Genomic DNA, 23,005 nt, shown 5'->3' on the forward strand with positions numbered 1-23,005 from the left:
GTCACTTCTCCTTGACGCCGAGCAGGAAGTCCGTTGCCAGGCGGTTGAATTCGTCGAACTTCTCCAGCTGCGCCCAGTGCCCGCAGCCGCCGAAGACATGCAGCTGCACGCGCGGCACCATCTTGAGTGCTACGAGCGCACCGTCGATCGGGTTCACCCGGTCCTCGCGACCCCAGATCATGAGTACAGGTTGCCGCAACTTGAAGGCGTCGCGCCAGATCATGCCCTTGGCGAAATCCGGTCCGGCGAAGGATTTGCCCATGGCGCGGGTGGCGGCCAGGGACTCCGGCTGCGCGGCCTGCGCGAAACGTTCCTCGACGAGTTCCGGCGTGATCAGCTTCTGGTCGAAGACCATGATGCGCAGGAACGCCTCCAGGTTCTCCTTCGTGGGTTCGAAGTTGAACTTGGACAGCAGTTTCACGCCCTCGGTCGGGTCCGGCGCGAACAGGTTGGTGCTGAGCCCGCCCGGACCCATGAGCACCAGCTTGCCGGCCCGCTCCGGGTAGTCCAGCGCGAACCGGGTGGCCGCGCCGCCGCCAAGCGAATTACCCAGCAGGTGGACGCGTTCGGTGATGCCGAGGGTGTCGAGCAGATCGTTCAGCGCCGTGGCCGAATGCACGAAGTACTGCGGGTGCTCGGTCGGCTTGTCGGACAGCCCGAAGCCGGGCTGGTCGACGGCGAGCACGTGGAAGTCCTTGGCCAGCACCGGAATGTTCTTGGCGAAATTGGACCAGGAGGACGCGCCCGGGCCGCCGCCGTGCAGCAGCACGATGGTGGGGCCGTTGCCGACCCCTGCCTCGTGATAGTGCAGCTTCAGGTCCGGTCGCACCTGCGCGTAGCGCGAGGTGGATTCGAAGGTGATCTCTCCTACCGAGGTCATAGGGCTACACCATCGTATCGGTGATCGGCAGGCCGAAGGCGTGCGTGCCGTACATGACGTACGCGCGTTCCGGATCCTGCGAGGCGTGCACCCGTCCTGCGTGCGCGTCACGCCAGAAGCGCTGCAGCGGAGTGCCATTGGCGAGCGCCGTCGCGCCCGAGGCCTCGAAGAGCCGGTCGATCGAGGCGATCACCCGGCCGGTGGCCCGCACCTGGTCGCGGCGAGCGGCGGCGCGCAGGTCGAACGGAACATCCTTGCCCGCAACCAGTAACGCGTACTCGTCGGCCACATTGCCCGACACCTGACGCCAGGCGGCGTCGATATCGCTGGCGGCCTCCGCGATGCGCACCTTGCCGAACGGATCGTCCTTGGCCTTCTCGCCGGCGAAGGCGGCGCGCACGCGCTTGCCCTGATGCTCGACGTGCGCTTCGTACGCGCCGTAGCCCATGCCGATGATGGGCGTGGTGATGGTCGCGGGATGAATGGTGCCCCAAGGCATCTTGTACAGCGGATCTGTATTCTGCTCCAGGCCAGGGGCTTTCAGCTCACTCATGGCATTGAAGCTGAGGAAGCGGTGCCTGGGTACGTAGACGTTCTCGACCACGACGGTGTTGGAACCGGTGCCGCGCAGGCCGACCACGTGCCAGACGTCGTTGATCTTGTATTCGCTGCGGGGGATGAGGAACGAGCCGAAGTCGACCGGCTTGCCGTTCTTGATCACCGGGCCGCCGACGAACACCCAATCGGCGTGATCGGAGCCGGAGGACCAGGCCCAGGAACCGTTCACGGTGTAGCCGCTGCCGTCCTCGGTCACCACGCCCGCGCCCATCGGGGCGTACGAGGAGGAGATGCGGACCTCGGGGTCCTCGCCCCAGACCTCTTCCTGCGCGCGCTGATCGAACAGCGCGAGGTGCCAGTTGTGGATGCCGAGGATGCCGGCGCACCAGCCGGTGGAGCCGCATGCGCTCGCGATCTTGCGGACGGTGTCGTAGAAGACGACCGGATCCGCGGCGTAGCCGCCCCACTGGCGCGGCTGGACGAGCTTGAAGAATCCGGTCGCCTGCAGGTCCTTGACGGTCTGCTCGGGCAGACGGCGCAGGTCCTCGGTCTCCTGGGCCCGCTCGCGCAGGGTGGGCAGCAGCGCCTCGACCCGCTCAATTACTTCTTGCGTCATCTCGCCAGTTGCTCCTGCCTGGTGCATGTGTTCATGAACGTTCGGGAAGCGGTTCACGTTTGTCCCTGAGAGTAGAACACGTTCCTATTCCTGTCGAGAACGGTGTTCAAACCCAGCTCAGAGCGCCCCCATCCTGGTCGTCGGGCGTATCGCTGGCGTTCGCGAACGCAATTTTGTAACGTGTTCTAGTAATCCCAGAGGAGGAACAACGATGGCGACAACCCCCCAGGGGCCCCGCGGGAAGGTCCGCGAGATCGACGTGGGCTCCATGCCCACCCGGTATGCGCGGGGCTGGCACTGCCTGGGCCTGTCCAAGGACTTCCGCGACGGTAAGCCGCACGCGGTCAACGTCTTCGGCACCAAGCTGGTCGTATTCACGGACAGCAAGGGAGAACTGAAGGTTCTCGACTCCTACTGCCGCCACCTCGGCGGTGACCTCTCCATGGGTGAGGTGAAGGGCGACTCCATCGCGTGCCCCTTCCACGACTGGCGCTGGGGCGGCGACGGCAAGTGCACGGGCATCCCCTACGCCCGGCGCGTGCCCCCACTGGCCCGCACCCGGGCCTGGACGACCCTGGAACGCAACGGCCAGCTGTTCGTCTGGCACGACCACGAGGGCAATGCCCCCGCGCCCGAGGTGACGATCCCCTACATCGAGGGCCCGTTCACCAACGCGGACGGCAGCGACTCCGAGACGCTCAACGAGGGCTGGACCGACTGGACCTGGCACTCGCTGCTGATCGAAGGCTCCAACTGCCGCGAGATCATCGACAACGTCGTGGATATGGCGCACTTCTTCTATATCCACTACGCCTTCCCGACGTACTTCAAGAACGTCCTCGAGGGCCACATCGCGACCCAGTACCTGGAGACCAAGGGCCGCCCCGATATCGGCCAGGCCGCCGAGAGCGGCATCGATGTGCTGCTCAAGTCCGAGGCGTCCTATTTCGGGCCCTCGTACATGATCAACCCGCTGCTCAATATCTACAGCGGCTTCGAGGTCAAGACCGTCCTCATCAACTGCCACTACCCGGTCACGCAGAACTCCTTCGTGCTGCAGTGGGGCGTCTCGCTGGAGAAGCCGAAGGGCCTGCCCGACGAGCAGGCGCAGAGCTTCGCCGCCAAGATGACCGAGGGCGTCAGCCAGGGCTTCCTGCAGGATGTCGAGATCTGGAAGCACAAGTCCAAGATCGACAATCCGCTCCTCACCGAGGAGGACGGCCCGGTCTACCAGCTGCGCCGCTGGTACGACCAGTTCTACGTGGACGTCGCCGACATCGACCCGCGCTCCACCCAGCGCTTCGAATTCGAGGTCGACACCTCCAAGGCCAATGAGGCATGGGAGGCCGAAGTCTCCGAGAACCTGCGCAAGCGAGCGGAAACCGAAGCGGCCGAGACCGCTTCCGAGGAGGCGAGCGTCTGATGACCGCCTGGGCGAAGGCACCCGATTTCGCGGACCGTCCGGACCAGCAGGCCCTGGTGCGCGCCCAGACGGTTCTCGACAAAGAGCACTACATGGAGTCGGGGATGACTCCCATCGCGTGCCGCACCTGCGGCACGGAAGTGCTCGTGCGCAAGCACAGCAGTAACCAGAAAACCGTGCAGTGGACGGTCGATCCGGCCCGAGCCTGCCCGGTCTTCCGCAAGATGACGGAGGAGGGCCACCCGGTCTTCGGGAAGCCCGACACCTGCCCCAACCTGGAGCAGACCATCGACCACGCCGTGGCCGAAGGTCTGCTCGGAATCGACGATTAGTCGAGACGGAAGTCCGCGAAGTCGAAACCCGGTGCGACGATGCAGCTCACGAGCACGTAATCGTCGCCCGCCGGGCGGGCCGCCTGGCTGACCCCGCCCGGAACGATCACTTGCGGTCGGTGCCCCTGCTCGACATCGGGACCGAGGACGACCTCCTCGCCCCCGATGTTCAGCAGCAGGGGACCACCCCGATGCCACAGCCAGATCTCGTCCGACTGCACGGTGTGCGGCGCGGATTTCTCACCCGGCAGCAGCAAGAAGTAGATAGCGGTCGCGCTCGCGCGCGGGCCCTGGTAGCCCTCCGGCTCGAATTCCACCCCGCTACGCCAGGTTTCGCGATACCACCCACCCTCGGGATGCGGCAGTAGATCCAATTCCTCAGCCAGCTTCGGACGATCTTCGCTCATCACTTCACTGTATTTCGATCTTCCAGTCGATGTCGTGCACCCCGAGCGAGGTCAGGAAATCGGCGGCGTCGAACGCCTCGGCCGGGACGAGCACACCCGCTTTCGCGCTGCCACCCGCCAGCCGGACGGCCGCCTCCACCGCGATCAGCCCCGAATCCCGGTACGAATCGAGGCCGCTGAGCACGCCGCGTAGCCGCCGCCCGTCCGCGCCTACCGCATCGACCACCAGGTCATGTCCCATATCGGAAGCGGCGCCGGGCTTTTCGGGCAGAGCCGCCACCAGCTCGGGGGTCAGGCCGATGACCATGTCGCGGAACTCACTGCGCAGCACCCCGACGACACTCGCGGCATCGATGTGCCGGGGGATGGTCAGTACCGCGCCGAAAGGGAACTTCGCGACCGGCGCAGGCGCCGCTTCGCCGGGGTAGTGCATCTCGGCCTGCCGCACGGGGCCGGTCCGGAACTCGCCCTCCGCGAAGTGCCAGCCGCCATCGCGGAACCAATCCTGGCTGGCCAGCAGGGTTTTCGCACTCCCGCGGGAGCCGGCGCCGCCGCGGGTGTGGTGGCCGATGGTGAATTCGACCGGGGCGGGCAGTCGCCTGGCGATGAGTTCGGCGATCAGGTCGGCGGGCAGATTGGTATCGGTGACGCCGGGAAGAACGGTCACGCCGGCGGCCTCGGCCCGCGGGCCGTACTCGTCGAGCACCCTCTTCAGGAAGAGTTGCTCGCCCGCGATATCGACGTAGTGCGCACCGGCCGCGATGGCCGCCACCAGAATGGGCTCACCGAGCTCGACATAGGCGGGCAGGCTGCTGATCACGGCATCCGCGCCGGAGAACGCGGCCGCAAGCGCATTCGGATCGTCGAGGTCGGCGAGGCGGATATCCGGATCGGTGAGTCCGGCGGCGGTCGCCGCCGCGCGCAGGCGATCGGTATTGCGCCCCACCAGGATCGGGGTGAGGCCGCGGCGGTGCAGTTCGGTGAGGAGGTAGCCGCCGGTGTGGCCGTTGGCCCCGTAGACCGCGATGGTGGGCCGGTGCGCCTCGTGCTTCGTCATGATTCGAAGCTAAGCGGAGTAGATGGGTGTTTGAATGGCTTGAATGCTCAGTTGTATGTCCATAACGCTCAATGAGTGAGCTGTATGGTGAATATCGTGGACATCTTGAGCGAGGCCATCACGGCCATCCGCACCGGAAACCCGGCGTCCGGCATGTTCGTGCGGCATGCGCCGTGGGGGCGACGCTATCCGGTGGTGCCGGGCGCCGGATTCCATGTGGTCCTGCAAGGTTCGTGCTGGTCGGTACCGCCGCAGGGGGAGCCGCTCGCGCTGGGCGTCGGCGATGTGCTGTTCATGCCGCGCGGCGCCGTGCACGACCTGGTGGACAGTCCGGACAGTGCGGTCACCGAGACCGCGCGGCCGGGTGAACCCAGGGTGCTCACCGGCGCCGGACCGCGCACCGTATTGCTGTGCGGGGCCTATGAACTCGGCCGGCAGCGCAGCCATCCGATGCTCGACGAGCTGCCCGAGTTCATTCATCTCCCGGCGCGGCCCGGCCGGCATCCGGCGCTGCGCTCGGTGGTGGAGCTGCTCGCCGCCGAGGTGGCCGAACCGCGTCCCGGCACCGACGCCGCCATTCCCGGACTCCTGGATACGCTGCTGTTGTACGTATTGCGCGCTTGGTTCGAGGAGCAGGCGGACGCCGCGGGCTGGGCGGGCGCCTTCGCCGATCCGGCGGTGGCGGCGGTGCTGCGCGCCGTGCACGAGTCACCGGAGCGGGCCTGGACGGTGCCGGAACTGGCTGCGGCGGCGGGGGTTTCGCGCGCCACCCTGGCCCGTCGTTTCGCCGTGACGGTGGGGGAGCCGCCGCTGTCCTATCTCACCCGCTGGCGCATGCTCACCGCCGCGCGGCTGCTGCGCGAGACGGATACGCCGCTGGCGAGCCTGGCCCGCCGGGTCGGCTACCAGTCGGAGTTCGCCTTCGCCAAGGCCTTCAAACGCGAATACGGCCTGGCCCCGGGGCAATACCGCCGCGCCGAGGAGAAACCGGCGGTGATCGCGGTATGAAAAAGGTGATCGCACGATGGATATGAACCGGCCTAGGCTGAACAGGATGACGGACTGGCGTGCCCGCAGCGGGCCGATCGGGGTGCTGACCGGGGCAGGCATCTCCACGGACTCCGGAATCCCGGATTTCCGTGGACCGCGCGGGGTGTGGACCGAGAACCCTATAGCCGAACTGCTCTCCACCTACCAGAACTATGTGGCCGATCCCGCCCTGCGGGTGCGCGCGTGGCAGGCCCGGCGCGACAATCCGGCCTGGCAGGCCACCCCGAATCCGGCGCATCTGGCGCTGGTCCGGCTGGCGGAGTCGGGGCGGCAGGTCGGGATCATCACCCAGAACATCGACCGGCTGCATCAGCGCGCCGGCTCGGGCACGGTGGTGGAGATCCACGGCAATATGTTCGAAGTCGTCTGTATCGACTGCGAATTCACCACGTCCATGGCCACCACACTGGGACGGGTCGCCGCGGGCGAACCGGATCCGGCGTGCCCCGACTGCGGCGGCATCCTGAAGGCGGCCACCATCATGTTCGGCCAGCAGCTGGATTCCGATGCCATCCGGGAGGCGGTGCACATTGCCGAGACCGCGGAAGTCTTCCTCGCCGTGGGCAGTTCGCTGCAGGTGGAACCCGCCGCGTCCATGTGCGCGGTGGCGGTGGACGCGGGCGCCGACCTGGTCATCGTGAATGCCGAGCCGACGCCCTACGACGACTACGCCGCCGAGATCATCCGCGAGCCCATCGGCGACGCGCTACCGCGACTGGTGTCGGAGATCCTGGGCGACAACTGATTTCAGGAGAAGGGCGTCTTCGGGCGCGGCTGTAGTTCGCCGTCGATCCAGATATCGACCTTCTCGTTGTAGAAGGAGGCGAACCCGGCGATCTTCTGGCTCTCCGGCAGTGGGGCGCGGTAGATCCAGACCAGGTCCCGGAATTCGTTCTCGCCGAGCTTGACGTTCCAGTATTCGGCGGTGCCCTTGTAGGGGCAGTGCGTCTTGGTATCCGACGGAGTCAGCAGATCCATGCGGATATCGGTGAGCGGCAGGTAGTAGCGCGCCGGCAGGCCCGTCTCGAACAGAATGCGCGGCCCGTTGGATTCGGCCAGCGTCTGCCCGTCCAGCGCGACCCGTACATGCCGGGAGCTGCCGAGGATGTCCACGCGCGTGTAGGGGTCGCGCGGGTGCACGTAGATCGGCTCGTCCTCCTCGAACCATTCGGTCATGGCCTGGAAGTCGAGCCGGATCAGGTCGTGCAGTTCCGCGATGGGCGAATCCAGGTAGTGGATGGCCGCGCCCGGCGCGGTGGCGGAATCGGTGATGACATCGAATTCGGTGCCGTCGCCGCGGCTCGGTGAGTGGCGGGTCTTACCGGAGGGTTCGAGCTTGGCCCGTACGTCGGCGGCGGGCAGGTAGTACGTGGGGTAGTGCGGGGATTCCCATACCAGCGTCGGGTGCACGGTGTCGGCCACCAGATGCCCGCCGAGATAGGCGCGCACCCGCTTGGCACTGGTTTCGACCCGAATCCGACCACGCTGTGTCTCGGTCATACCTCCCGACGGTACCCGCGGGCGGGGACAGTCGGCGGCGGCCCGAACGATAAGGTGATCAGGCAAAATTTTGGCAACATGAAGGTGGCGGTCGGATGTCGGAGACGGTGAGCACGGAGCAGCAGGGTCTGCGGACGGGCCTACGACGCCGGCACATGACCATGATCGCCATCGGCGGCGCGATCGGCGCCGGGTTGTTCGTCGGCAGCGGCTCGGTGATCAAGACGGCCGGGCCCGCGGCCATCCTCTCCTACGCCGCCGCGGGCCTGCTGGTGCTGTGCGTGCTGCGCGCCCTCGGTGAAATGGTGGTGGCCCGTCCCGTCGCCGGTTCGCTGGCCGAGTACGCGCGCATGGCCATGGGTCCGTTCGCGGGCTTCACCATCGGCTGGCTGTACTGGTACCTCTACGTCATCCTGGTGGGCGCCGAGGCCACCGCGGGCGCGGCCATCCTCGCGAACTGGATCGACCTCGACCCCTGGGTGCTCTCGGCCGGGCTGCTGATCATCATGACGGCCGTGAACCTGGTCTCGGTGAAGTCCTTCGGTGAATTCGAATTCTGGTTCGCGTCAATAAAAGTCGTGGCCATCGTATTGTTCCTGGTGATCGGCCTGGCCTGGATCTTCGGCCTCTGGCCCGGTGCGGAAGCCGGCTTCCACAACCTCACCGGCAACGGTGGTTTCGCCCCCAACGGGATAGCCGGCATCTTCTCGGCAATCGTCGTGGTGATGTTCGCCTTCGGCGGCACCGAGATCGTCACCGTGGCCGCCGCCGAGTCGAAGGAACCGGGTCAGGCGGTGGCCCGGGCCACCAACAACGTCCTCTGGCGAGTGGGCCTCTTCTACGTGGCCTCGATCTTCCTGGTGGTCACGATCCTCCCCTGGAACGACGCCAAGGTCCTGCGGAGCCCGTTCGTCAGCGCCCTCGACCACATGGGCATCCCCGCCGCCGGCACGATCATGCAGGTCGTCATCCTGACCGCGGTCCTCTCGGTCCTGAACTCGGCCATCTACGTCTCCTCCCGCATGCTCTACGTCCTCACCCGGGACGGCGACGCCCCCGCGGCCCTCACCAAGGTGAACAAACGCGGCGTCCCCGCCCGCGCCGTCCTGCTGGGCACCATCGCGGCCTGGGCCGCGGTAATCGCCTCCTACATCTCCCCCGACAAGGTCTTCACCTTCCTGGTGAACTCCATCGGCGTAGTCCTGGCCTTCGTCTACATCGCGATCATGTTCTCCCAGTTGCGACTCCGCGCCCGCCTCCGCCGGGAAGACCCCTCCGCCTTGACCTTCCGCATGTGGGGCTACCCCTACATCAGCTGGGCGGTGGTCATCGCCATCCTGGCCGTCTTCGTAGCCATGGCCTGCAACCCGGACCAACGCAACCAACTCATCGCCTCCACCATCAGCCTCGCCGCCGTAGCAGCCCTCTACCCCCTACGCGCCCGCTTCGGCCGCAAACCCCCGGTCCGCGAGGTAGAAGTCCTCCACCACTGACCCAGATCGCCTGCGGCACACTGAAAGTCGCTATCAATCGGGCGATTCCGGACAACATCGAATCGGGATCGAACAAGATTTCGATCACAGATTTACTGTGCTGTACATGGTTGGCTCCAAACATGAAGCGATGCACCGGCTTTTTCAAAGTCATCCGGAAGTATTCGGGCGCGCGTTCACTGCTCTCGGACTACCGTTTCCCAACCCGACTGCGGTGAGCCTGCTACCGAACGATCTGACCGAAATCGATCCGATCGAGCGCCGGGTCGATACTCTGCTTCGTCTCGATACTGATGAGGGGCCGTTCCTCCTGCTGGTCGAGGCGCAGGGGAAGGAGGATCCGAAGAAACCGGCCGCCTGGGCGTACTACCTGTCCCATGTGCACGCGAAGTACAAGCTGCCGCCAATTCTTCTAGTTGTGTGCCAGGGCGCCGCGACCGCGGAGTGGGCAACAGGGCCGCTGCGCATCGGGCCACGGCAGTGGGCAAGCTTGGTGCTTCGCCCGCTGGTGCTGGGCCCGCACAATGTCCCCGCCGTGACCGACCTGTGCACCGCAGTGGACGACATCCCACTGGCAACACTTTCCGCAATCACCCACGCCAACGACTCTGATATCGGTGCAATACTGAAGACGCTGGCCACCGCGTTGCAGAGCATCGACGAGGATGACGCCCTGATCTTTGCCGAACTCACCGAACTCGGTTTGGGCAAAGGCCCGGCCGCAAAGACCTGGAGGCAGTTGATGACCGTGGATCTTTCGTTCTTCCGCTCCGAAACCTCCCAGCGTCTCCGTGCCGAAGGCAAGGCCCAAGGGCTGGCCGGCGCGATCCTGAAAAGCTTGAACGCTCGGGGCATCGATGTGCGGCCCGAGACGCAGGAACGAATCATCGGTTGTACTGATCCAGAGGTGCTCGATACTTGGCTCGACCGCTCTTTCACTGTGGACTCGGCTGACGATCTCTTTGGCGTGTAGCGCTATTCGGCGGGCTTGATCATTACGGCGGTGCCGTAGGCGGCTACCTCGCTCATGGTGTTGGCGATCTCGTTGCAGTCGAAGCGCATGGCGATTACGGCGTTGGCGCCGAAAGTCATGGCGTGCTGGCACATTCGCATGACGGCTTCGTGGCGGGAGTGGTAGAGGAGTTGGGTGTATTCGTGGATCTCGCCGCCGCCGAGGGCACGGAAGCCGGCGGCGAAGTTGGCGCCGAGGCCGCGGCTGCGGACGGTGAGGCCGGCTACCTCGCCGAAGACCTGGGTGATCTGGTGGCCGGGGACGTCGTTCATGGTGGAGACCAGGATGGGGAACTGCGGGGCGGGTTGCTGCGGCTGCTGGGCCTGAGGCGGGTAGGGCTGGGCGCCCTGGGGATAGGCGGCGGCCTGCTGGGGATACTGCTGGCCCTGCTGGGGGTAGGGCTGGCCTTGTTGCGGGGGGAACGGTTGGTTCATGACGCGGATCGTACGGGGGCGGAATTACAGGAAAGGCGCCCGCGGGATGCGGGCGCCGTTCGTGTCGGGATGGGGTGCGGGGTCAGTCCTCGCCGTAGGTGATGGCCGCGGCTTCGGCGGGGGTGTGGGTGGCGGGGGCGTGGTCGTCCATGTGGGCGAGGAGCTTTCGGCCGGAGAAGAGGACGAGGACGGCGGCCGCGGTGCAGGCCGCGCCTACCCAGAAGGGGAGGGACATTTGGTGTTCGCCGAGTTTGCCGGCGAGGTAGGGGGCCGCGGCGCCGCCGGTGAAGCGGACGAAGCTGTAGGCCGCCGAGGCGGTGGAGCGTTCGACGGGGGCCGATTCCATGACGGCCTCGGTGATGAGGGTGTTGTTCACGCCGAGGAAGAGGCCCGAAAGGACGGTGCCGATGATCAGGACCGGGCGGTGGTCGGTGAACATGGCCATGACTGCCAGGTCCGCCGCGAACAAGGCGAGGGCGAGAGCCATCATCGGCACGGTTCCGAAGCGGCGCTGCAACTTCGGGGCGAAGACCACCGAGGACAGGGCGAGCAGCAGGCCCCAGCCGAAGAAGATGAATCCGATCGCGTAGGTGCCCATGTTCAGGGGGAACGGGGTGTAGGCGAGCAGGGTGAAGAAGCCGTAGTTGTAGAGCAGCGCGGTCGCGCTCACCAGCAGCAGACCGGGGAAGGCCAGGGCCTTGAAAGGCGCCGCGATGGAAGCTCGCTTGGCGGGTTTGGGAGCCTCCGGAAGCATCAGGACCAAGGCGACGAAGGCCACCGCCATCAGTACCGAGACGCCGAAGAACGGTGCGCGCCAGCTGAAGTGGCCGAGGAACCCGCCCACCAGGGGACCCGCGGCGATGCCGATACCCAGCGCCGCCTCGTACATGATGATGGCCCGCGCGGTGCCGCCGGTGGCCGCGCCCACGATGGTGGCCAGGGCGGTGGCGATGAACAGCGCATTGCCCAGACCCCAGCCCGCGCGGAAGCCGACGATCTGCCCAACAGTGCCGGAACTGCCTGCGAGAGCGGCGAAGAGGACGATGATGGCCAGGCCTGCGAGCAGTGTCTTCTTGGCCCCGAACCGGCTGGAGACGACGCCGGTGATCAGCATGGCCACGCCCGTCACCAGCATGTAGCTGGTGAACAGCAGTGTCACCTGGGAAGGTGAGGCATGCAGTTGCTCGCCGATCGGCTTCAGGATCGGGTCCACTAGTCAGATATAGTGACCCATATGCAGCAGCTAAGGGCCCTGGTGGGCGCGCGGGTGTCGGTGTACCGAGGGGACGACAAGACCTCGAACGTTACTCAGGTCAAGACAGCTACGGAGTGGGTAGAGCGTAACGGGCACATAGTCGTTGGAACCTTCGAGGACCTGGACATTTCGGCGGATAAGTACTCCCCGTTCGAGCGTCCGGGCCTTGGGCCGTGGCTTACCGACGAACGGGCGCATGAGTGGGATGTGTTGGTCTTCTCCAAGACCGATCGTGTTTTTCGCAAAGCCGAGGACTGCGCCGATGTGGCCCGATGGATTGAGAACCACGGCAAGGTCTTGGTTTTGGTCGATGACAACCAGGTCTTGAACTTCCGTGAGGACTCCAGCGGGTTCGAGCGGACCATGGCGAAGTTCTTCCTGATGATCGCGGCGTTCTTCGCCGAGATGGAACTTGAACGGGTGCGCTCCCGAATCAAAGACACACACCGCACGTTGCGTCAGACACAGCGCTGGATGAACGGCACTCCGTCACTGGGATTCACCACGGCTGAGGCCCCGGACGGGCGGGGTCGTGTGCTGGTGCATGACCCGGAAGGGCAAGCCACGCTGCATGACATCGCTTACCGGTTGTTCGCTGGGCACTCGTGGAACAAGATTGCTCAGGCGATGAACGCCGATGGTGTGCTGACCAACGGCGATCGGGCGCGTATCGCGCGTGGTGGGGAGCCCAAGAAGAATCCGTGGGCACCGACAACCTTGATCGACATCATGACGAGCCCGATTACCCAGGGCATCAAGGTGGACAAGCACAAGCATCCGATCCTTGACGCGGACGGTCACGAGATCACGATGGCTGAGCCCTCGTTCTCTCAGCAGGACTGGGACCGCATCCAAGCTGAGGTAGCGAAGCGCAAGAACCGAGGGAAACAGCGGGTTCACTCGGCTAACCCGATGCTCGGTGTGGGTTTCTGCGGGCGGTGTGGTTCGACGCTGAGTCAGAAGGTATCCCGGAATCGGGAAGACGGTCCGGAGTACCGGTATTACCGGTGCGGCAATGCCAAGAACCGTTGTGCCGGTGTGAACATCCGCGCCGACATCGCGGACCAGGCATTAGAGGCCCAGTTCTTGGACCACTACGGCCCACGGCCAGTGACCAAGAAGGTATTGGTTCCAGGATCTGACCACCGAGCCGAATTGGAGCGCATCCAAGGCGGGATCGACCGCTTGAAGGCGGAGTCCGATGCTGGCCTGTTGGAGATGTCCACGGATGAGTACGTGACCCGGCTCGGGCAGCTCAGCGTGCGTAAGCGGACGTTGGAAGCGAATCCGATCACCCCGCCACGGTGGGACGTGGAGACTACCGGCGAATCCTTCGCTGAGGCGTGGGCTAGCGCCGAGGACAACGAGACTCGTCGGAATCTGCTGGCAGACAGAGGACTCCGATTCGAGTTGTTCAGCTCGGTCCATTACGGGTTGGTCGATTTGATGGACACCGAGGACGGCTACGCAGAATGGCAGGCTCGCTGGGAGGCCGAGAACGGACCAAGCGGGTTGATGACCTGCAACAAGTGTGGCCAGTTGTGGCCGCTGGCAGACTCGCGGGACGGCAACTGCGGCAGGTGCGAAGGCTTGCCGGAGAGGGTCGAGCCGAATCCCTGGGTTGAATGGGACTGGGCTCGGTCTGCCGAACGGTTCGGGACGAATCGAGGATGAGGATTGAGGGGTACGAGGCTGTGACTGAGATTTACGATCTGACGCCGGAGGAAGAGGCGCAGCTGGAGCTGTGGGACGCTCAGCAGCGCTTCACCACCTACACGTTGGCCGAGGCGGCGAACGAGGCTTCAGAGCAAGGTGATTGGCTGGTTCCGGGGTTGATCGCGTCCACTTCGACGCTGGTCTACGGTGAGGCGAAGATCGGTAAGTCGTGGCTGGTAGCTCACCTGGTCAGCGCGCTGGTATCGGGTGGTGAGTTTCTGGGGGTAGAGGTTCCCCGCCGGCCGTTTTCGGTCGGTGTGTGCTTCACCGACGATGCCGGGCACCGTGAGTACAGCAACCGAATCGGATCGGTGTTGCCGGGTACGGATCACCCGGTGATGTTGTACGGGTTGCCGATGATGAAGCGCGCGGATTGGGATGCGCTGCACCGGGTTGTGACAGACGCGGGTCACAACGTGCTGGTGATCGACAACCTGACTCAGATCCTGGACGGGTCGATGATCGACGACGACGTGATCCGGCGGTGCTTCGATGGCATCCGCCGGTTCACCCGCTCGGGTATCCCGGTGGTGATCGTTGGCCATGCGACCGATGCTCAGGGCAAGAACGGGTGGAAGCCGGATCGGCCGATGGGCTCCGCGTCGATCTCGCAGTCGGTGCGATGGCTGATGCAGATTCGGAGCGCCAAGGGCGGCAATCTGAAGGTGAAGACGTACGGCAACATCGACCACGGCCGGACGCTGGAGATTCGACCCGAGGAAGGCGCACGGTTCACGGTGCTGTCCGGAATCGAGATGTCCGAGATCGTGGCGAAGAATCGGGAGCGCTCAGCCGATGTCTTGGACCGGACCGCAGACCAAGCGCGGTTCGTCGTTGACCAATGCCAGGGGATGAGTCAGCGGTCCACCGCTGAGGCGTTGGCCGAGAAGTTCGGTGGTTCGGCTGGGACGTACCGGAATTCACTCGGTAAGGGCAGACTCTCGAAGCTGGTCACCAAGCCCGGGGACCGGTGGGAAGCGGTGACTCGATAGCGTCGCGGTAGTGCCACCTCAGGCGGGTTTACGCTGGTCACGGGTGGCACACCGGTCTGTGCCACCTTGTGCCACCCGAGGGAGAAACAGCAGGTCAGGGTTGGTGGCACAGTGGCACTGGAATCCCCTTATAGGGGTTCGTTGCACTCTCCCCCTTTACCCCACTTCGTATTTGGTTCTTTCCTGCGACGGGTGAATAAGCAGCCCTTGGTGGGGCTGCGTTTCAACCGGAGACCAGATGAGGGCGAAGCAGCCTTGAGGGCTGCATAGCCATCAGGGGAACCAGGGGAGAGCAGCAGCCTTGGAGGGCTGCTGATCGACCATGGACAGGTTGATGTTCAAGAGGCAGCCTCGGGGCTGCCGACGATAAGGATCAGGAGAGCAGCCATCTTCGAGGACGGCTGATCGAGCACAGACCGGGTAAGAGAGAGCGGCCATGTGGGGCATGGCCGTTCGACCGTCTGGTAACCAATCATGGTTAACGGCAGCAGTCTTGGGGGCTGCTGCCTTACCGGGACCGGGTGAAGCCCTGAGCCCGAAGGATCGGGGCTGAGGCCCTCACCTTCGGTGGTCGAGGGGCTACCGCATCGTCTTCGGTAGCCTGGATTTTCGTTGTGGTGAAGGCCCTCGGTTTCGAGCCGGGGGCCTTCGGCTGTGTGGGAGGGAGTACGCCGTGAGCGGCGACGTGTTCGACGAGATCGAGGAGTTGAAGGCGAGTCGAGAGCGCTTCCGGTTCGCGCTCGACACCTTGAACACGATGGTCAAGGAGCTGATCGATATCACCGAGGAACACGACAGCCGGATAGCGGCGTTGGAGGCGAAGGTGTCCGCCCCTGGGACGTAGGGCCGGTCTCTAACCGGTGAGTACGTTGCGGTCGGTAGGGTCCGGTGATGGTTCGGGTATTCCGCCGTCCCCGTCCCACCTGGGGCAGTACGGGCACCAGGGCCGTAGCCGGTGGTGGAGGCGTTCGGCGATACCAATGGTGATCGCCCACGCCTCGATCGGTAGTGAGCCTGCTCCGGTGTCCCACGACACCGGCACCAGTAGCGGCCCTGCCGCGGTCGCGGCGAAGACGCCGCAGACGAATACTGGTTTGGCTTCCAGGTGCCAGGCTTTGAGTAGCCAGCGGCGGTGTTGGGCTTGTGCGGCAGCATCATCGGGGACTTCGCTCATGCAGTGCACGCACAGGCGGGTGTAGGTGGTGTGGAGTTTGGTGATGAGGAATGCCAGGCAGAACGGGACGGTCACGGTGAGGGCGAGGACCGCGAGCCACGCTGTGTCGATGAACCAGGTGGTTACGCACAGGGCGGCGTAGGCGGTGAGGAACCAGCCGCAATGGTGGGTGATCCAGTCCAGGACCCGCCCGGCGGGCCGGTCCGGGCTGTTGAACACGTCGATCACACTCATCGGGGTGCCCCTTCGTATGGGGTTGTGGGTTTTTGTGTCTCAGCGTTGAATCTGGAGGCCGTTATGGGCCTTCGGGTTTCGGGTAGAAGAAGTTCCCCCAGCCTTCTCCTGTGGCTGGGGGAACCTTCGGGGGTTCCCGAGAACGTATCTCGGGTGAAGACACTGCGGGGGTGCCTGAACCAGCCACCTCGCGGGCGTCCGATGATGTGAGTGTTCGCGGTTGCTCTCACCTGATCGCCCCGCCGCGTCTTGCTCGTGCGTGGGTAACGCACGGTCACCGTGTCCTGAATCATGGTGTCGCCGTTCGTATCACCCCCTTCCGGGGTCTCCGAGCTATCGGAGTGGCTTCAGCGGTTCCGCTGCCGGAACGGTTCGATGACCTCACTAGGTGATGCGCCGTACACCAACGCGGCCAACGCGAGCACGCCCACGGCGATGTACACGATCACGCCCACTACCGCCGCGACGAACCACACGGCGAGTTCGATCAAACTCATTGACCAGCCCTCTCTTTGATGTCCTGGGTCATGCGGGCACACACGGCCTTGATCTCGGCCACAGCCTCCAGCGACTCACGCCACCGATAGCGCCGTTTGGGTTTAACCGTGAGTAGTTCGGCAAAGCCGGTCACGTAATCCGGTTTCCCCCCAACGTGTTTCAGGTTCGGGGTGATCACGATCGGGGCGTCGTGCTGCCTGAGCAGGTCGCGGAGACGAGCGTCGGGGTAGTGGTCTTCCGTCACGATCTGCGACACCCGAAGACCCAGTTCCTCGGCACGCTGGCGGGCGTAGAACTCCGCCCAGTCCAGATCTGCCTTCGTGGTCAATAGCCTGCGGCAGATGAAGATCACCGCCTTGTACGGAAACACGTCCTCGGTCACGTCCGCCCCTGTCGTCGCTGGTGAGGCAGTCCGGGGCCGAGTCGGCTGCACCAGCCCCGAACGCCTGACCTTGACGTTATGGAGCATCAACAGGCGTAGAAACCGCACGGGAGGGGCGTTGTGGGACGTATCCTCCGACAACCAACGTCCCTCGGCGTCCCGACCGGGAAGGAGTGCCGGATCATGGCCAATGAGCGACTCCGCGCTACGTTGCTTGACAGCGACTACGACGAGCACTCGCTAGCGGCTGAACTCGGCTTGGACCCTAAGAGCGTCCAGCGCTGGATCACGCGGGAGGTGACACCCCGGCGTAGTACCGCGCTTCGTGCTGCAAGAGTTCTCGGCGTCTCTCTTGTGTGGTTGTGGCCGAACCTGGAGACGGATCGGCAGGCAGCGTCACAGGCTGAAATTGTGACGCTGTACCCGCACCGCTCGGAAGTACCTCGCCATCTTTGGCTGGATCTTCTCGAAGCGGCGAATAGCCGCGTGTGGCTCTACGCTAACGCGAGTCTATTTCTGCCGGAAGACAACCCGCAGTCGATAGACATCATCAGAAGGAAAGCGGCTGGCGGCACCGACGTCCGCATTCTTATGGCTGATCCGGACAGTGAATTATGTGTTAGGCGCGGAGTGGAGGAACGCCTCTTTGACGCGATACCATCGCGTGTGCGAATGGCACTGTCGTACTATGCACCACTTGTGGGTGTAGCGGGAATTAACTTTCGGCTACAAAGGGAAACCCTCTATAACTCAATATTCATCTACGACGATGACATGTTGATCAATCAGCATGTGTATGGAATGTATGGGTATGTGGCTCCGATCCTCCATTTACGACGAATGGAGGGCGGAGACTTCTTCGACATGTACGACCGGAGCTTCAATCGCGTCTGGGATGTTTCATCCAGCATTGAAGAGTCAAACTTTTGGAAACAACGCTCTGCGACAATAGGTCAGCAACCATTGAAGTAGTTCCCTATCGCTGAAGGCTCGTGATTGCCGCGACGACAGCACGGGCATCCCGAAGGTTTGGGAAGACCAGATTGGCACCTGCTGCATTAAGTTCATCGACAGTTTCGGAACCTGTAGCGACTGCAATTGTATACGCACCGCCGTTTATTCCCGCCCTAATATCGCGGGTGGTATCGCCGATCACCACGGTATTAGATCCGCCGAACATGGCACCGTACTTATTCGATGCTCGCCGCTGTGCGAAGGCGACCAGATTGTCACGTACAGGGTGGTCGGAGCCATATCCACCAACCTCGAAGTCCATGAACCTGTCCAGGTCGAACGCTGAAAGCTTAGTGATGGCATTTGCCTTGATGTTTCCAGTCAGTACCGACTGGATAATTCCCGGTGTCGATTGGAGCAGCGCTAGCGCATCGCGTGCTCCGGGCAACTCATGCCCCCGTTCACGTAACGTATCGACCTTAGATAAAGTTGCGGAATCCAGAATTTCTAGAACGCGATCGACAAGGTCGGGCGTCATCTCTATTTCGTGATCTAGAAGCATGTTCCGCATCACCTCCGGCTCAGTGCGTCCCTCGGTTCGTGCTCGATACTCTGCGGGCCGACCCGTCAGCATCTCAAACGCCAAGCCGTATATCTCTTTGTTGACTCCATTATTCTCGGTCAACGTATGATCAATATCCCACAAAACAAGTAGATCGCCCATGGAGGGAAATCTTAGCGGAGTGGCCGCGCAGGCGCTGATATGTAGCGCCATCGAAACGCGGCCTAGATAGCCCGTAGAGGCACGAAATATCCTTCGGGGGGATACTGGCCCGAGTGCCTGAGGGCAGGCCGACCACCCAGGGGGAGGCTGGTCCCCCACCCCCAGTAGGTCTAATGCGAGAGGCGAGCATGCCTGCGAGGCTCGCCATTTAATGACTGGAGGGGCACGCCCCCAGGATGACCGGAATCGGTTTACCCATACTCGGGTATGGGAAGGGGCTTGTTAGTCCGTTAGAAACGAAAATAGGCCCCAGTTTCCCGGGGCCTTGGTTGCGTGGATCATTCTTCGGAGAGATACCGGTAGACGGTCGCTCGGGAGCATCCGAGCATCTTGGCGATGTCCGGAGCACTGAGCCCCTTTGCCTTCAGCTCTTTGGCCTTGTCGGCATCCGGGTTGTGCGTCCGCTTGGGACGGCCGCCCGTGCGTCCACTGGCCTTTGCCGCCGCCAGTCCAGCGCGGGTGCGTTCGATGATCGTGTCCCGCTCCAGTTCGGCGAACGCCATCATGATCGTGAGCATCGCCTTGCCCATCGGCCCGTCGGTGTGGATTCCCTCGGTGAGGCTGCGGAAGCCGATACCGCGCTCGGTAAGTTGTTCGATCAGCTGCAACACGTGAACGGTGTTGCGGCCCAACCGATCCAGCTTCCACACTGCCAGCACATCACCCTCACGGAGGTGATCCAGGCATCGATCCAGTTCCGGGCGTTCAGCCTTCGCGCCGGATACACCGTGATCGGTGTAGACCCGTTCAGCGCCAGCCGCTTTGAGTGCGTCGAGCTGAAGCTGTGGGTCCTGGTCGGTGGTGCTGACTCGGGCGTATCCGATGAGGGCCACTGAATTCCATCCTTGTCTCAAGAACTCGTTGATTCGACAGTTCCTGAGACTACAGTTTGTGAGACGAGTTGTCGAGACAGTTGATCCGGGGGTTTCCCGAGGAACAGCGTGTGTCCGACGGACGGTGTTCTCAGTCGCAACAAACGACCGTTTCAAGAGACGCACCCGAACAGCGTCGCTTCGACAGACGCTGTCCAGTTCTCAGGCGTGCCGGGTGGGGGTGTGACCCTCGAAGGCATCCACGGCCCACTCACGGACATACGGGCCTCGGACGCACACGCCCCGGGGGAGGGGGTGGCAGGCATCTCGGAACCGGTGAACCCGATGGACGGTGTTCGTCCATCGGTTTTTCCGATACATGAACCGGTGACCCCAGGGGAGGGCACCCTTCCCCCGGCGCTCAGGATCGGCCCGTACTGCGGCCCTCCGACCCTGTACGGGTTTGGAGGCTTCAGGCTGATGACTATGGGTCAGTCAACCAGTCTGGGATCGACCAGTCCGATGCCCATGAACGCGATGACCGACGCGAAGGCGACGGCCCAGACGGCCTTGGGCTGCTCGGTTTTCGAGGGTTCGCCGACGGCGGTGGGCCGGGCGAGCGAGATGGTGCTCACGGGCATGTCCTCATCTACGAGTGGTGACGGCTTTCAAGGCTTCGACGAGGTCGTTCAGGTCCTGTTGCAGGCGGGCCAGTCTGGCGGGATCGAAGTCGGGAAGGTGTGCGGCGAGCGAACTGCCGAGGCCGGTGCGGGCGGCGGCCAGCCGGTCCCGGCCCGCGGGGGTGAGGGTCACGACCACGGCTCTGGAGTCGTGGGGGTCCTTGGTCCGCGTGGCCAGGCCGGCTTCGGTCAGCCGTCCGATCAGCGTCGTTGCTGCCGGTTGCGAGCATCGGTCGATGCGAGCGAAGTCGCTGATCCGCAGTGGGCCGTATTCGTCGAGGGTCCCGAGGGCCCGCATGACGGCGTGCGGCAGATCTATCTCGCCGAGTACTCCGGCCAGGCGGTTGAGCTGGGTCGAGCCGACGACGATGTCGACCAGACTCTCCTCGAGAGCAGGGGTGAGGGGCTCGGTTGCCTGGGTCGGCTGCACTCAAATTATGTTACATAAGCTAACTATCTAATTACATATGCTAACTATATTCACCCGCGTGAGATGAGCCACAGACGGAAAACGGCCCGCACGCCGGTCGCGTGCGGGCCGTTCGAGCCGTGCCGACTAGGCCGGGCGGGCCAGCGGGCGGGAAGGAACGCCGAAGAGCTGGGCGTCGGCGTGGGCGCGCTTGAAGAAGAGATGCGCGTCGTGCTCCCAGGTGATGGCGATGCCACCGTGCAGCTGGACGGTCTCCGAGACCACCGAGTTCAAGGTGTCGATGGCATGCAGCCGGGCCGCGGCCACGTCGACGGCCTCGGCGGTGCCGTCGGCCAGGCCCGAAATGGCCAGGTAGATCACGGATCTGGCGGACTCCACCAGCACGTACATATCGGCCATGCGATGCTTCAGCGCCTGGAAGCTGCCGATGGGCCGGCCGAACTGCACCCGGGACTTGCTGTACTCGACGGTCATGTCGAGGCACTGCGCGGCCGCGCCGAGCTGATCGGCTGCCACTGCGGCCCAGGCGATTTCGCGGAGCCGCGTGAGGTCGACCGCGCCGAGCGCGCGCGCCGGGACGGCCGCGAATTCGATGGTGGTCAGCCGCCGGGTCGGATCCATCGGCGGCACCGCGGTCCGGGTCACGCCCGCCGCCTCGCCGTCCACTTCGTACAGCCCGTCGGCGGTAACCACCAGCAGCGTGTCGGCGTAGGTCCCGTCGAGCACGTAATGCGCACTCCCGGTGAGGGTTCCGTGCTCGGCGCGCACGCCGAACGAGTCCCAGCCGCCGGTCCCGGCCCAGCACACCGCCAGGGTGCGGGCACCCTCGGCGACCTCCGGCAGCAGCCGCTCACTGGCTTCGGCATTGCCCGCCAGCAGCAATGCCTGTACCCCGAGCACCGCCGACCCGAGCATAGGCGGCGCGGCCAGCGTCCGCCCGAGCTCCTCGATCACCAGCAGCGCTTCGACCAGCCCCACTCCGATGCCCCCGAATTCCTCCGGAATCGCCAGCGCCGCAACCCCGACCTGCTCGCACAGCAACTGCCACAACTGCTCGTCGTACCCGCGCTCACCCGCGAGCCCGCGCCGCATGGCCGCACTGTCCCCGTGCTTGGCCAGCACCGCCCGCACGGTGGTGGCGAGTTCCTGCTGTTCGGCGGTGATGCTCACGCGCTGGCTCCCGTCGTGGTCAGGTCGCCGGCGCGGAGGGCGGCGGCGATGCGGGCACGGTGCAGTTCCGGTGTGCCCCAGGCGGATCGGAGGGCGGTGACCTTGGTCAGCCAGAGCGACAGGTCGTATTCGGCGGTATAGCCGATGGCGCCGTGGACCTGCAGGGCGATGCGGGCGGCCCGGTAGGCGGCCTCGCCGCAGGCCAGCTTGGCGGCGGAGATATCGCGGGAGCGGGTGACCGGGTCGGCGCCGTCCTGGAGAGTGAGGGCGGCGCGGTAGAGCAGCGGCTGCGCCATCTCCAGCCCGATGTGGGCATCGGCCAGGTGGTGCTTGATGGCCTGGTAGCGGCCGATCGGGGTGCCGAACTGCTGGCGCTGCTTCACGTATTCGACGCTGGTGTCGAGCAGTGCCCGGCCCGCGCCGAGCAGTTGCGCGGCGGTGGCCAGGGCGGCGGTGTCGAAGGCGAGATCTATTGCGGCGCGGACGCCGTCGCCCTCGGCGAGCACGTCACCGGGCTGCAGGGTGAAGAGCCGGCGCGCGGCGTCCACCGACTTGACCGGTGCACCGGGGGTGGCGAGCCAGATCCGGTCGCCCTCGGCGATCAGTGCCAGGTCGGCGATGTCGGCGTCCAGCGCGGTCGGGGCTCCGGCGGCCCATCCGGAGCTGAATCCGGGCGCTTCGGCGGTGGCGTCGGCGCGTGAACTGTTCGCCGCGTCCGCGTGCGAACCGGTAGCGGAGTCGGCCGCTCCCGCGGTGCCGGCGCCCGACCGGTGCGCCGAGGTCAGGGCGATCGTGCCCAGCTTGGCGCCCTCGGCGAACTGCGGCAGCCATGCGGTGGCGGCCGCGGTGTCCCGGAGTGCTTGCAGCAGTGCGGGAATCGCGGCGGCGGTCTCCACCAGCGGGCCCGGTACGGCGGCGCGGCCGATTTCGGTGAAGGCCACCACCAGCTCGACGGGGCCGGCGCCGAAGCCGCCATTGTCCTCGGAGATGGTGAGCCCGAGCGCGCCCGCCTCGGCCAGCCGGCCGATGAGCGCGCGCCCGGCGGCGGTGTCGCCCGCGCCCCAAGCGCGCACGACGCCCGGGGTTTTCGCGGATTCACCCATCTTGCGCATGCTGGCTGCGAAGTCCTGTTGTTCTGCGGTTATTGCGAAACGCATTGTCG

24 protein-coding genes and 2 pseudogenes are annotated in these 23,005 nt (G+C 64.8%); 10 read left to right on the plus strand and 16 right to left on the minus strand.

Annotated features, from left to right (window positions below):
- Window position 1: 1 nt before the first annotated feature.
- Window positions 2-880: a 4,5:9,10-diseco-3-hydroxy-5,9,17-trioxoandrosta-1(10),2-diene-4-oate hydrolase gene (gene hsaD, locus ACIP5Y_RS35040; RefSeq protein ID WP_400356676.1), complete on the minus strand. Its 879-nt coding sequence runs from the start codon at window positions 878-880 to the stop codon at window positions 2-4.
- A gap of 4 nt (window positions 881-884) precedes the next feature.
- Entirely contained in the window at window positions 885-2,054 is a 1,170-nt protein-coding gene (gene hsaA / locus ACIP5Y_RS35045) for a 3-hydroxy-9,10-secoandrosta-1,3,5(10)-triene-9,17-dione monooxygenase oxygenase subunit (RefSeq protein ID WP_400356677.1), read from the minus strand.
- 211 nt (window positions 2,055-2,265) lie between these two features.
- Between hsaA and ACIP5Y_RS35050 the strand changes: the two genes are divergently transcribed.
- Together ACIP5Y_RS35050 and ACIP5Y_RS35055 are read left to right on the plus strand one after the other, a co-directional pair.
- The gene (locus tag ACIP5Y_RS35050; protein WP_400356678.1) at window positions 2,266-3,477 is read left to right on the plus strand and encodes a Rieske 2Fe-2S domain-containing protein; all 1,212 of its coding nucleotides are present in this window, start codon (window positions 2,266-2,268) and stop codon (window positions 3,475-3,477) included.
- Window positions 3,477-3,809, plus strand: coding sequence for a hypothetical protein (locus ACIP5Y_RS35055; RefSeq protein WP_400356679.1), 333 nt, complete (start codon window positions 3,477-3,479; stop codon window positions 3,807-3,809). The genes ACIP5Y_RS35050 and ACIP5Y_RS35055 overlap by 1 nt, the downstream gene beginning before the upstream one ends.
- Here ACIP5Y_RS35055 and ACIP5Y_RS35060 read toward each other — a convergent pair.
- Window positions 3,806-4,216 (minus strand): cupin domain-containing protein, encoded by a 411-nt coding sequence (locus tag ACIP5Y_RS35060; RefSeq protein WP_400356680.1) that lies wholly within the window; start codon window positions 4,214-4,216, stop codon window positions 3,806-3,808. The genes ACIP5Y_RS35055 and ACIP5Y_RS35060 overlap by 4 nt on opposite strands.
- 4 nt (window positions 4,217-4,220) lie before the next feature.
- On the minus strand, window positions 4,221-5,273 hold the full coding sequence (locus ACIP5Y_RS35065; protein ID WP_400356681.1) for a saccharopine dehydrogenase NADP-binding domain-containing protein: 1,053 nt from the start codon (window positions 5,271-5,273) through the stop codon (window positions 4,221-4,223).
- A gap of 96 nt (window positions 5,274-5,369) precedes the next feature.
- Here ACIP5Y_RS35065 and ACIP5Y_RS35070 point away from each other — a divergent pair, with 96 nt between their 5' ends.
- Together ACIP5Y_RS35070 and ACIP5Y_RS35075 are read left to right on the plus strand one after the other, a co-directional pair.
- The gene (locus tag ACIP5Y_RS35070) at window positions 5,370-6,281 is read left to right on the plus strand and encodes an AraC family transcriptional regulator (protein WP_400356682.1); all 912 of its coding nucleotides are present in this window, start codon (window positions 5,370-5,372) and stop codon (window positions 6,279-6,281) included.
- Window positions 6,282-6,327: 46 nt separating this feature from the next.
- A complete protein-coding gene (locus tag ACIP5Y_RS35075; protein WP_400356683.1) occupies window positions 6,328-7,068 on the plus strand; it encodes an SIR2 family NAD-dependent protein deacylase in 741 nt (246 codons plus the stop codon).
- A 2-nt stretch (window positions 7,069-7,070) separates the two neighbouring features.
- Here the strand turns inward: ACIP5Y_RS35075 and ACIP5Y_RS35080 are convergent, their stop codons facing one another.
- Window positions 7,071-7,823: a DUF427 domain-containing protein gene (locus ACIP5Y_RS35080; protein ID WP_400356684.1), complete on the minus strand. Its 753-nt coding sequence runs from the start codon at window positions 7,821-7,823 to the stop codon at window positions 7,071-7,073.
- Between the two features lie 95 nt (window positions 7,824-7,918).
- Here ACIP5Y_RS35080 and ACIP5Y_RS35085 point away from each other — a divergent pair, with 95 nt between their 5' ends.
- Both ACIP5Y_RS35085 and ACIP5Y_RS35090 read left to right on the plus strand, forming a co-directional pair.
- Window positions 7,919-9,316 carry an amino acid permease gene (locus ACIP5Y_RS35085; RefSeq protein WP_400356685.1) on the plus strand — a complete coding sequence of 466 codons (1,398 nt, stop codon included), beginning with the start codon at window positions 7,919-7,921 and terminating at the stop codon, window positions 9,314-9,316.
- 106 nt (window positions 9,317-9,422) lie between these two features.
- Window positions 9,423-10,289 (plus strand): hypothetical protein, encoded by an 867-nt coding sequence (locus ACIP5Y_RS35090; RefSeq protein ID WP_400356686.1) that lies wholly within the window; start codon window positions 9,423-9,425, stop codon window positions 10,287-10,289.
- 2 nt (window positions 10,290-10,291) lie between these two features.
- Here the strand turns inward: ACIP5Y_RS35090 and ACIP5Y_RS35095 are convergent, their stop codons facing one another.
- On the minus strand, window positions 10,292-10,615 hold the full coding sequence (locus ACIP5Y_RS35095; protein ID WP_400356948.1) for a heavy metal-binding domain-containing protein: 324 nt from the start codon (window positions 10,613-10,615) through the stop codon (window positions 10,292-10,294).
- 229 nt (window positions 10,616-10,844) lie between these two features.
- Window positions 10,845-11,978, minus strand: a pseudogene (locus ACIP5Y_RS35100) (MFS transporter); the annotation flags it as partial.
- Window positions 11,979-11,996: 18 nt separating this feature from the next.
- Between ACIP5Y_RS35100 and ACIP5Y_RS35105 the strand changes: the two are divergent.
- The 3 genes from ACIP5Y_RS35105 to ACIP5Y_RS35115 all read left to right on the plus strand — a co-directional run bounded on the left by ACIP5Y_RS35105 (window position 11,997) and on the right by ACIP5Y_RS35115 (window position 15,569).
- Window positions 11,997-13,691, plus strand: a complete 1,695-nt coding sequence (locus ACIP5Y_RS35105; RefSeq protein ID WP_400356687.1) for a recombinase family protein — start codon at window positions 11,997-11,999, stop codon at window positions 13,689-13,691.
- Window positions 13,643-14,725, plus strand: a complete 1,083-nt coding sequence (locus ACIP5Y_RS35110) for an AAA family ATPase (RefSeq protein WP_400356688.1) — start codon at window positions 13,643-13,645, stop codon at window positions 14,723-14,725. The genes ACIP5Y_RS35105 and ACIP5Y_RS35110 overlap by 49 nt, the downstream gene beginning before the upstream one ends.
- A gap of 673 nt (window positions 14,726-15,398) precedes the next feature.
- A complete protein-coding gene (locus ACIP5Y_RS35115) occupies window positions 15,399-15,569 on the plus strand; it encodes a hypothetical protein (RefSeq protein ID WP_400356689.1) in 171 nt (56 codons plus the stop codon).
- 9 nt (window positions 15,570-15,578) lie between these two features.
- Here ACIP5Y_RS35115 and ACIP5Y_RS35120 read toward each other — a convergent pair whose 3' ends face one another.
- The 3 genes from ACIP5Y_RS35120 to ACIP5Y_RS35130 all read right to left on the minus strand — a co-directional run bounded on the left by ACIP5Y_RS35120 (window position 15,579) and on the right by ACIP5Y_RS35130 (window position 17,013).
- Window positions 15,579-16,133, minus strand: coding sequence for a hypothetical protein (locus ACIP5Y_RS35120; RefSeq protein WP_400356690.1), 555 nt, complete (start codon window positions 16,131-16,133; stop codon window positions 15,579-15,581).
- A gap of 347 nt (window positions 16,134-16,480) precedes the next feature.
- Complete coding sequence (locus ACIP5Y_RS35125; RefSeq protein WP_400356691.1) at window positions 16,481-16,630, minus strand: hypothetical protein; 150 nt, start codon at window positions 16,628-16,630, stop codon at window positions 16,481-16,483.
- The gene (locus ACIP5Y_RS35130; RefSeq protein ID WP_400356692.1) at window positions 16,627-17,013 is read right to left on the minus strand and encodes a hypothetical protein; all 387 of its coding nucleotides are present in this window, start codon (window positions 17,011-17,013) and stop codon (window positions 16,627-16,629) included. The genes ACIP5Y_RS35125 and ACIP5Y_RS35130 overlap by 4 nt, the downstream gene beginning before the upstream one ends.
- Before the next feature lie 183 nt (window positions 17,014-17,196).
- Between ACIP5Y_RS35130 and ACIP5Y_RS35135 the strand changes: the two genes are divergently transcribed.
- On the plus strand, window positions 17,197-17,985 hold the full coding sequence (locus ACIP5Y_RS35135) for a helix-turn-helix domain-containing protein (RefSeq protein WP_400356693.1): 789 nt from the start codon (window positions 17,197-17,199) through the stop codon (window positions 17,983-17,985).
- A 4-nt stretch (window positions 17,986-17,989) separates the two neighbouring features.
- Here the strand turns inward: ACIP5Y_RS35135 and ACIP5Y_RS35140 are convergent, their stop codons facing one another.
- The 6 genes and pseudogenes from ACIP5Y_RS35140 to ACIP5Y_RS35165 all read right to left on the minus strand — a co-directional run bounded on the left by ACIP5Y_RS35140 (window position 17,990) and on the right by ACIP5Y_RS35165 (window position 23,000).
- Window positions 17,990-18,691 carry an HAD family hydrolase gene (locus ACIP5Y_RS35140; protein ID WP_400356694.1) on the minus strand — a complete coding sequence of 234 codons (702 nt, stop codon included), beginning with the start codon at window positions 18,689-18,691 and terminating at the stop codon, window positions 17,990-17,992.
- Window positions 18,692-19,029: 338 nt separating this feature from the next.
- Window positions 19,030-19,584, minus strand: a complete 555-nt coding sequence (locus ACIP5Y_RS35145) for a recombinase family protein (protein ID WP_400356695.1) — start codon at window positions 19,582-19,584, stop codon at window positions 19,030-19,032.
- 479 nt (window positions 19,585-20,063) lie between these two features.
- Window positions 20,064-20,204 (minus strand): annotated as a pseudogene (locus tag ACIP5Y_RS35150) (MFS transporter); the annotation flags it as partial.
- 4 nt (window positions 20,205-20,208) lie between these two features.
- Window positions 20,209-20,673, minus strand: a complete 465-nt coding sequence (locus ACIP5Y_RS35155; protein ID WP_400356696.1) for a MarR family winged helix-turn-helix transcriptional regulator — start codon at window positions 20,671-20,673, stop codon at window positions 20,209-20,211.
- A 126-nt stretch (window positions 20,674-20,799) separates the two neighbouring features.
- Window positions 20,800-21,843, minus strand: coding sequence for an acyl-CoA dehydrogenase family protein (locus tag ACIP5Y_RS35160; RefSeq protein WP_400356697.1), 1,044 nt, complete (start codon window positions 21,841-21,843; stop codon window positions 20,800-20,802).
- On the minus strand, window positions 21,840-23,000 hold the full coding sequence (locus ACIP5Y_RS35165; protein ID WP_400356698.1) for an acyl-CoA dehydrogenase family protein: 1,161 nt from the start codon (window positions 22,998-23,000) through the stop codon (window positions 21,840-21,842). Before ACIP5Y_RS35165 ends, ACIP5Y_RS35160 begins: the two co-directional genes overlap by 4 nt.
- Between the last annotated feature and the right edge of the window lie 5 nt (window positions 23,001-23,005).

The organism is Nocardia sp. NPDC088792, from assembly GCF_044750615.1.
Classification (GTDB): domain Bacteria; phylum Actinomycetota; class Actinomycetes; order Mycobacteriales; family Mycobacteriaceae; genus Nocardia.

Bases quoted from the DNA above. Each gene is read 5' to 3' on its own strand.
- hsaD (WP_400356676.1), bottom strand. From the start codon at position 880: ATGACCTCGGTAGGAGAGATCACCTTCGAATCCACCTCGCGCTACGCG.
- hsaA (WP_400356677.1), bottom strand. From the start codon at position 2,054: ATGACGCAAGAAGTAATTGAGCGGGTCGAGGCGCTGCTGCCCACCCTG.
- ACIP5Y_RS35050 (WP_400356678.1), top strand. From the start codon at position 2,266: ATGGCGACAACCCCCCAGGGGCCCCGCGGGAAGGTCCGCGAGATCGAC.
- ACIP5Y_RS35055 (WP_400356679.1), top strand. From the start codon at position 3,477: ATGACCGCCTGGGCGAAGGCACCCGATTTCGCGGACCGTCCGGACCAG.
- ACIP5Y_RS35060 (WP_400356680.1), bottom strand. From the start codon at position 4,216: ATGAGCGAAGATCGTCCGAAGCTGGCTGAGGAATTGGATCTACTGCCG.
- ACIP5Y_RS35065 (WP_400356681.1), bottom strand. From the start codon at position 5,273: ATGACGAAGCACGAGGCGCACCGGCCCACCATCGCGGTCTACGGGGCC.
- ACIP5Y_RS35075 (WP_400356683.1), top strand. From the start codon at position 6,328: ATGACGGACTGGCGTGCCCGCAGCGGGCCGATCGGGGTGCTGACCGGG.
- ACIP5Y_RS35080 (WP_400356684.1), bottom strand. From the start codon at position 7,823: ATGACCGAGACACAGCGTGGTCGGATTCGGGTCGAAACCAGTGCCAAG.
- ACIP5Y_RS35085 (WP_400356685.1), top strand. From the start codon at position 7,919: ATGTCGGAGACGGTGAGCACGGAGCAGCAGGGTCTGCGGACGGGCCTA.
- ACIP5Y_RS35090 (WP_400356686.1), top strand. From the start codon at position 9,423: ATGGTTGGCTCCAAACATGAAGCGATGCACCGGCTTTTTCAAAGTCAT.
- ACIP5Y_RS35105 (WP_400356687.1), top strand. From the start codon at position 11,997: ATGCAGCAGCTAAGGGCCCTGGTGGGCGCGCGGGTGTCGGTGTACCGA.
- ACIP5Y_RS35110 (WP_400356688.1), top strand. From the start codon at position 13,643: ATGGGACTGGGCTCGGTCTGCCGAACGGTTCGGGACGAATCGAGGATG.
- ACIP5Y_RS35120 (WP_400356690.1), bottom strand. From the start codon at position 16,133: ATGAGTGTGATCGACGTGTTCAACAGCCCGGACCGGCCCGCCGGGCGG.
- ACIP5Y_RS35125 (WP_400356691.1), bottom strand. From the start codon at position 16,630: ATGAGTTTGATCGAACTCGCCGTGTGGTTCGTCGCGGCGGTAGTGGGC.
- ACIP5Y_RS35135 (WP_400356693.1), top strand. From the start codon at position 17,197: ATGGCCAATGAGCGACTCCGCGCTACGTTGCTTGACAGCGACTACGAC.
- ACIP5Y_RS35140 (WP_400356694.1), bottom strand. From the start codon at position 18,691: ATGGGCGATCTACTTGTTTTGTGGGATATTGATCATACGTTGACCGAG.
- ACIP5Y_RS35165 (WP_400356698.1), bottom strand. From the start codon at position 23,000: ATGCGTTTCGCAATAACCGCAGAACAACAGGACTTCGCAGCCAGCATG.